This is a genomic window from Kiloniella litopenaei (assembly GCF_000982415.1).
In the GTDB taxonomy this organism is placed as follows: Bacteria; Pseudomonadota; Alphaproteobacteria; order Kiloniellales; family Kiloniellaceae; genus Kiloniella; species Kiloniella litopenaei.
Map to the genome: position 1 here is coordinate 96,026 of NZ_LANI01000023.1, position 7,020 is coordinate 103,045.

Consider the following 7,020-nt stretch of genomic DNA (forward strand, 5'->3'; position numbering starts at 1 on the left):
TTAATACATCTGAATGAGAACGTGCTGAAGTGTTTTCCAATCTTCCAGACAACGCCCTGTCCCCATAGCAACACAGCTAAGAGGGTCATCGGCGATTGACACAGGCAAACCAGTTGATGCACGTAAAACATAATCGAGATTACGCAGCAATCCGCCGCCACCCGTCAGGACAATGCCCTTATCAACGATATCAGCTGCAAGTTCTGGCGCAGTATGCTCAAGAGCAACTTTTACAGCTTCGACAATACCGCCTACAGGCTCTGCTAGAGCTTCGGCAATCTGACGCTCTGAGATAATCAATTCCTTAGGAACACCGTTCATAAGGTCGCGGCCTTTGATTTCCATTGTCATGCCTTCGCCATCTTCTGGCGGACAGGCTGATCCAATTTCCTTTTTGATACGTTCAGCAGATGCTTCACCAACAAGAAGATTATGATTCCGACGGATATAAGCAATAATTGCTTCATCCATCTTGTCACCACCAACGCGAACAGATCTGGAATAGACAATACCACCAAGTGACAGAACAGCAACTTCTGTTGTACCGCCACCAATATCAACAACCATAGAACCGGTTGGCTCTGTCACAGGAAGCCCGGCGCCGATCGCAGCAGCCATTGGCTCTTCGACAAGGTGAACTTCGCGTGCCCCTGCTGATTCAGCTGATTCCTGAATAGCACGACGCTCAACAGCCGTAGAGCCAAAGGGAACACAAACCACAATTCTTGGGCGCGCAAATGAACGGCGACCGTGTACCTTGTGAATAAAGTGCTTGATCATTTCCTCTGCGACATCAAAGTCAGCAATAACACCATCACGCAATGGTCTGATAGCCTGGATGTTACCCGGTGTACGACCAAGCATTAACTTGGCTTCATCACCAACAGCAAGAACTTGCTTCTTGCCTTTCTTTTCACCGATTGCAACCACCGAAGGTTCATTGAGGACAATGCCCCGACCCTTCACATATACCAAGGTGTTGGCGGTACCGAGGTCAATGGCCATATCGGTAGAAAACATGCCAAACAAAGAGACCATGAATTAGTTATCCCTAAATTTCAAACGTCATACACAATAATGCGAGGGATACTCTTGCAAAACAGATCTTGCAAGACACAACCCCGTAATGTTTGGAGAAAGTCACAAAATTCCCCCCGAAACAGAATGTCCCGATGGTCGGGTACAATAACACTTTTCACGCTTTGTGAAAGGTCGAAAATCGCAGTTTGTTTACTCTTTCGCGTTTTCCTAGTTATCACCCTGTATTTATATCTATTCCCCCACTGATATATCGTGCAAAGAAAGAGATTTAAAGATGGTTAACAACCCCCAAAAAAACACAAAAAAGGCGGGATAAACCCGCCTTTTTAAGAGATCAAAGAAAATTAGTTCTTTTCTTTGTCAACAAGCTTATTCGCGCCAATCCATGGCATCATAGCGCGGAGACGCTCGCCAACTTCTTCGATTGGGTGCTCTGCATTCAGACCACGAGTTGCTTTAAGCTCTGGCTGGCCAGCTTGATAGTCCAGAACAAATTTCTGTACAAAACGACCAGACTGAATGTCAGCAAGAACACGCTTCATTTCAGCTTTTGTCTCATCAGTAATAATGCGAGGACCAGTTACATAATCACCAAATTCTGCTGTGTTAGAGATGGAGTAACGCATGTTTGCCATACCACCTTCGTACATCAGATCAACAATCAGCTTCACTTCGTGCAAGCACTCGAAGTAAGCCATTTCTGGTGCATAACCAGCTTCGGTCAAGGTCTCGAAACCAGCTTTAATCAGATCACATAGACCACCACACAGAACAACCTGCTCACCAAAGAGGTCAGTTTCACACTCTTCACGGAAGGTTGTTTCAATAACACCGGAACGACCACCACCAATAGCAGAAGCATAAGACAGGGCAATTTCCTGTGCGTTACCAGAAGCGTTCTGATGAACCGCAATCAAACATGGAACACCGCCACCTTTTAGATATTCACTACGTACAGTGTGACCAGGGCCTTTTGGTGCAATCATGAACACGTCAAGATCAGCACGTGGTTCGATCAGTTTGAAGTGAACGTTCAGACCGTGCGCAAAAACGATAGCTGCACCTTCTTTGAGGTTTGCAGCAAGATCAGCGTTGTAAAGAGCTGCCTGATTTTCATCAGGGGTCAGGATCATAACAACATCTGCCCAAGCAGCTGCATCAGCTGGTGCCATAACCTCGAAACCAGCAGCTTCTGCCTTTGCAACGGAGCCTGAGTTAGGACGAAGTGCTACACGCACATCCTTAACGCCGCTGTCTTTCAGGTTGTTAGCATGGGCATGACCCTGGCTACCGTAACCAACGATTACAACCTTTTTACCTTTAATCAGATTTACATCCGCATCACGGTCATAATAGACACGCATAGCTTATTCCTTCCTTACTGTAGCTATTCATAGCTATATCAAACAGAAAATCTCGTGGGTTGTATCGCCTAGAGCGCCTTTGCCCCGCGGGAGATGGCTACAACACCTGTCCGACTGACGTCAATCAGCCCTAAGGGTTGCATTAGATCAACAAAGACATCCAGCTTGTCACTTTTGCCTGTCATTTCAAAAACAAAGTGATCATGACTGGAATCAACAACACGGGCACGGAAAATATCCGCTATCCGTAAAGCCTCAACACGTTTTTCACCTGCGCCAGCGACTTTAATCAAAGCAAGTTCTCTTTCAACAGAAGTCCCTTCCTTTGTCAAATCACGGACGCGATGAACTGGAACAAGACGCCCTAACTGGGCCTTTATTTGCTCCAAAATCTGGGCCGTACCAGATGTCACGACTGTTATTCTGGAAAGACCGTGTGCCACATCAACTTCGGTCACGGTCAAGCTTTCAATGTTGTATCCACGGCCTGAAAACAGACCAATAACCCTGGCAAGAACACCAGGTTCGTTATCAACAAGAACCGCTATCGTACGGCTTTCAATATTTGTATCCATCGGCGCCATGGGACGCATATCCTACTAATAGTTTTTGTCACAATTCATTTCACGCCCCTTTCAGCAAAGCAACGCGAACAACAAATCAATCCGATATCAGACGAGAACCATTCCCTCTTCGGAAATTGGCTTCGCCGCTGTATCTTCAGGGCCAAGCAACATTTCGTAATGTGCGGCGCCTGATGGAATCATCGGATAGCAGTTTTCTTCTTTTGCGACCTGACAGTCAAAGATAACCGGTTCGGGGCAATCAATCATTTCCTGAATCATTCGATCCAGATCTTCCGCCTTTTCACAGCGCATCCCCTTCAGCCCGAAAGATTCGGCCAATTTCACCAAATCAGGTAAAGCATCTGAATAGCTTTCAGAGTGACGGTTACCATGTAGCAGTTGCTGCCACTGGCGCACCATACCCATCCACTGGTTATTCACGACAAAGATTTTCACAGGCAAGCGATACTGAGCAATTGTTCCCAATTCCTGCATATTCATCATGAAAGAAGCTTCGCCGGAAATATCAATGACCAAATCTTCACGATGCGCAAGCTGAGCCCCGACCGCCGCAGGAAGGCCATACCCCATAGTTCCAAGACCACCAGAAGTCATCCATTTCTTGGGCTCGTCAAAATGGAAGTACTGCGCCGCCCACATCTGGTGCTGACCAACTTCAGTCGTGATGTAAGGCTTACGATCTTTCGTTAGCTCATAAAGACGTTTAATGGCGTGTTGAGGCTTAATAATTGGGCCGTCCTGTGTGTAACCCAGGCAGTCCTTTGCTCTCCACTCATCAATACGGCCCCACCAGGCTTTCAAGGATTTTTTGTCCAGAGAATATTTCTTTTCTTTCCAGATTCGAAGCATCTCTTCAACGACACGTCCCGCATCCCCAACAATCGGAATATCAACCATGACATTCTTGTTTATAGAGCTGGCATCAATATCAATATGGATTTTCTTTGAATCCGGAGAGAATTCATCGATGACACCGGTAATACGGTCATCAAACCGCGCCCCAACATTGATCATGACATCACAGTTGTACATAGCGAGATTGGCTTCGTAGGTACCATGCATACCGAGCATGCCAACAAACTGCTTATCTGTCCCTGGATAAGCCCCAAGCCCCATCAACGTGGTTGTACAGGGCGCGCCCGTCAAGCGAACCAATTCGGTCAAAACTGTTGAAGCAGAAGATCCGGAATTAATGACACCGCCGCCAACATAAAAAATTGGTCGCTTTGCATTTGCGATAAGTTCCATGGCTTCGTTAATATGATCAACTTCACCATTAATCTGTGGGCGGTAACTTCTGTGTTTCACATCTTCCGGCGCAAGATAGCTATCGATTTTACCTTGCTGAACATCTTTTGGCAGATCAATAACAACAGGACCAGGACGCCCATTTTGCGCCACATAAAAAGCTTCGTGCATCGTGCGAGACAAGGTTTCGATATCGCGCACCAGATAATTATGTTTTGTACAAGGGCGCGTAATACCCGTTGTATCAGCTTCCTGGAACGCATCGTTACCAATCAGATGCGTTGGAACCTGACCTGTCAGACAGATCAAGGGAATTGAATCCAAAAGAGCATCGGTCAGACCAGTGACAGCATTCGTAGCACCAGGACCAGATGTGACAAGGACGACGCCGACTTTACCAGTAGATCGCGCATATCCTTCCGCTGCGTGCACCGCACCACCTTCTTGACGAACCAGAACATGTTTAATGTCGTTCTGTTTGAAGATCGCATCATAAATCGGTAGCACTGCACCGCCAGGATAGCCAAACACGGTGTCCACACCCTGATCTTTCAGGGCTTTGATCACTATTTCCGCGCCGGTAAACTGTTCGGTCGCCATTGGTTTCATTCCTCTCAAACAACTGGCTTTTCAATGATGTGCAATCCTAACTCCAATGCCTGTAACAAGAAAAGGAGCAAAAGGCCAAGATTCTCTAGCCTTTCTTTTTGGTTGCGAGCGCGAAAACTAGCCTCTTAGCAGGAAGGGGTCAAGCCGCTTTGGCGAATAAAATTAAAAAAATTACCCTGTAATCTTTCCGAATATTTCTCATTTACGATTTTAGCGTCATTATATTGTGTTCTGATCCATGTCATCTGCCTTTTTGCATAACGACGGGTATTTTGCTGCGCACGCGAAATTGCGCTCTCCAGACTCGCTTCTCCCCGGATATATTCAGCAAGTTCCGGCACACCCAACGCCTTCATAATGGGCAGAGCGGGATCAAGAGATAAAGCAAGAAGGTCTTCCACCTCTTTCAAGCCCCCCTGATCCACCATGATTTCAAATCGTTTATTACAGTTATCGTAGAGATCTTCGCGCGGTGGCACCAAAGCAAAGCGAATAAAATCATAATCCGGGACTTGCCCCTCGGCTTCTCTTTGCCAATGCAAAAGCGATTTCCCGGTATGAGTGACAACTTCCCAGGCACGAGCCAGTCTCTGGCTGTCACCGGGATTGAGTTTCTCCCCCATTTCAGGATCAAGAAGAGACAACTCTGCCCGAAAAGCCTCTCCGCCGATCTGTGCCAAACGGGTTCGGCCTTTTTCGCGAATAGCATCGGGAATATCCGGGACCTCTGCGATTCCTTTTTCCAATGCCCGAATATACATCCCCGTTCCACCGACAAGAATTGGCATCTTGCCGCGTTCATGGACTTGATTAATTTCCTGTATAGCCAGGGTTCGCCACTGTTCGACAGAGCATCTGCGTGAACCAGAAATCGTGCCGTATAAATGGTGGGGAACTTTTTCTAACGACGCCTGATCCGGACGCGCCGTGATCACATCCAGCTCTTTATATATTTGCATAGAGTCCGCATTGATGATCTCGCCATCCAGCGTGAGCGCAGCATCAACACCCAGCGCCGATTTCCCACTGGCGGTTGGTCCCGTTATGACAATTACTTTAGGCTTATCGTTGATCACGTCTGACTTCTCTGCTTTAACAAGGTCTATCAGGTTCCTACTATAACCTGATCTGAAGAGCCACAAAAACAAATCAGAACCCACAACTCAGACCCGAGGTCACGTCCCAATGCGTTTTGTTGCCACCCTAGTAGCCCGCCCGAATAGCTCTCTGCTTGATCATGCGACTATTCAATCCATTTCGACATGCCTGACGGAACACGGCGCATCCTTGGAAGAACAGGATTGGCTCTCAGACGGGGAAGCTTGCGATATTTTTTTCTCGGGCCTCACAGTTAAAGAAGCCAAGGAACTAATATCACAGGAATTGTTGGGCAGTTCTTTTGATTTTGCTGTTCAGGAAACTGCTAATCGACGCAAGAAGCTCCTTGTCGCTGATATGGAATCGACCATTATTGGTCAGGAAATGATTGATGAGCTTGCTCTCCGCCATGGTGTCGGCGATCAGATAGCGAAAATCACCGAACGTTCCATGCACGGAGAACTGAACTTCGAAGAGTCCCTCCGGGAAAGAGTAGCGCTCTTGAAAGGTATCCCCGAAAGCGAACTCACCGAAATATCCGGTCTGATGAAATTAAACCCGGGCGCAGACATACTGGTCAAAACCATGCGTAAACACGGTGCCTATACGGCATTGGTTTCAGGTGGCTTCACATTCTTCACAGCCCAGATCCGGGATCTTTGTCAGTTCAACGAAGACCGGGCAAATACCCTTAACATTGGAAACGGAAAACTGACCGGCACAGTAACAGAACCCATTTTAGGAAGAGAAGCCAAACTGGAAGCGACAGAAGATCTGATCCAGAAGCTGAACATTAAATTGAACGACGTTTGTGCCGTCGGTGATGGCGCCAATGACCTCGCCATGCTCTCAGCCGTCGGTATGGGCGTTGGCTATCACGCAAAACCTATCGTACAGGACACAGCAGAATATCAGGTCAAGCACACCGACCACCTCGCCCTGCTTTATTATCAGGGCTATAACAAAGAAGATTTTGCTAAATAGTTCCCAAGATTACGAAAAAGACCACAAAAAAAAGGGCGTCACCGATAAACGGGACGCCCCAGACTGCTGACAAAGTCCTCGCAATTTGC

General features: G+C 47.3%; 6 protein-coding genes. 1 reads left to right on the forward strand and 5 read right to left on the reverse strand.

What is annotated here, in order from left to right; genetic code table 11:
• From WH95_RS15740 to miaA, 5 genes are all read right to left on the reverse strand, one after another.
• Complete coding sequence (locus WH95_RS15740) at positions 1-1,038, reverse strand: rod shape-determining protein (RefSeq protein ID WP_046509031.1); 1,038 nt, start codon at positions 1,036-1,038, stop codon at positions 1-3.
• 347 nt (positions 1,039-1,385) lie between these two features.
• Positions 1,386-2,405, reverse strand: coding sequence for a ketol-acid reductoisomerase (gene ilvC, locus WH95_RS15745; protein ID WP_046509033.1), 1,020 nt, complete (start codon positions 2,403-2,405; stop codon positions 1,386-1,388).
• A 68-nt stretch (positions 2,406-2,473) separates the two neighbouring features.
• Positions 2,474-2,980 (reverse strand): acetolactate synthase small subunit, encoded by a 507-nt coding sequence (gene ilvN, locus WH95_RS15750; RefSeq protein ID WP_218044028.1) that lies wholly within the window; start codon positions 2,978-2,980, stop codon positions 2,474-2,476.
• Between the two features lie 96 nt (positions 2,981-3,076).
• Entirely contained in the window at positions 3,077-4,840 is a 1,764-nt protein-coding gene (locus tag WH95_RS15755; protein ID WP_046509037.1) for an acetolactate synthase 3 large subunit, read from the reverse strand.
• A gap of 134 nt (positions 4,841-4,974) precedes the next feature.
• On the reverse strand, positions 4,975-5,925 hold the full coding sequence (gene miaA, locus WH95_RS15760; protein WP_046509064.1) for a tRNA (adenosine(37)-N6)-dimethylallyltransferase MiaA: 951 nt from the start codon (positions 5,923-5,925) through the stop codon (positions 4,975-4,977).
• Between the two features lie 109 nt (positions 5,926-6,034).
• Between miaA and serB the strand changes: the two genes are divergently transcribed.
• The gene (gene serB, locus WH95_RS15765) at positions 6,035-6,931 is read left to right on the forward strand and encodes a phosphoserine phosphatase SerB (protein ID WP_046509039.1); all 897 of its coding nucleotides are present in this window, start codon (positions 6,035-6,037) and stop codon (positions 6,929-6,931) included.
• Positions 6,932-7,020 lie beyond the last annotated feature (89 nt).

Bases quoted from the DNA above. Each gene is read 5' to 3' on its own strand.
- WH95_RS15740 (WP_046509031.1), bottom strand. From the start codon at position 1,038: ATGGTCTCTTTGTTTGGCATGTTTTCTACCGATATGGCCATTGACCTC.
- ilvC (WP_046509033.1), bottom strand. From the start codon at position 2,405: ATGCGTGTCTATTATGACCGTGATGCGGATGTAAATCTGATTAAAGGT.
- ilvN (WP_218044028.1), bottom strand. From the start codon at position 2,980: ATGGATACAAATATTGAAAGCCGTACGATAGCGGTTCTTGTTGATAAC.
- WH95_RS15755 (WP_046509037.1), bottom strand. From the start codon at position 4,840: ATGGCGACCGAACAGTTTACCGGCGCGGAAATAGTGATCAAAGCCCTG.
- serB (WP_046509039.1), top strand. From the start codon at position 6,035: ATGCGTTTTGTTGCCACCCTAGTAGCCCGCCCGAATAGCTCTCTGCTT.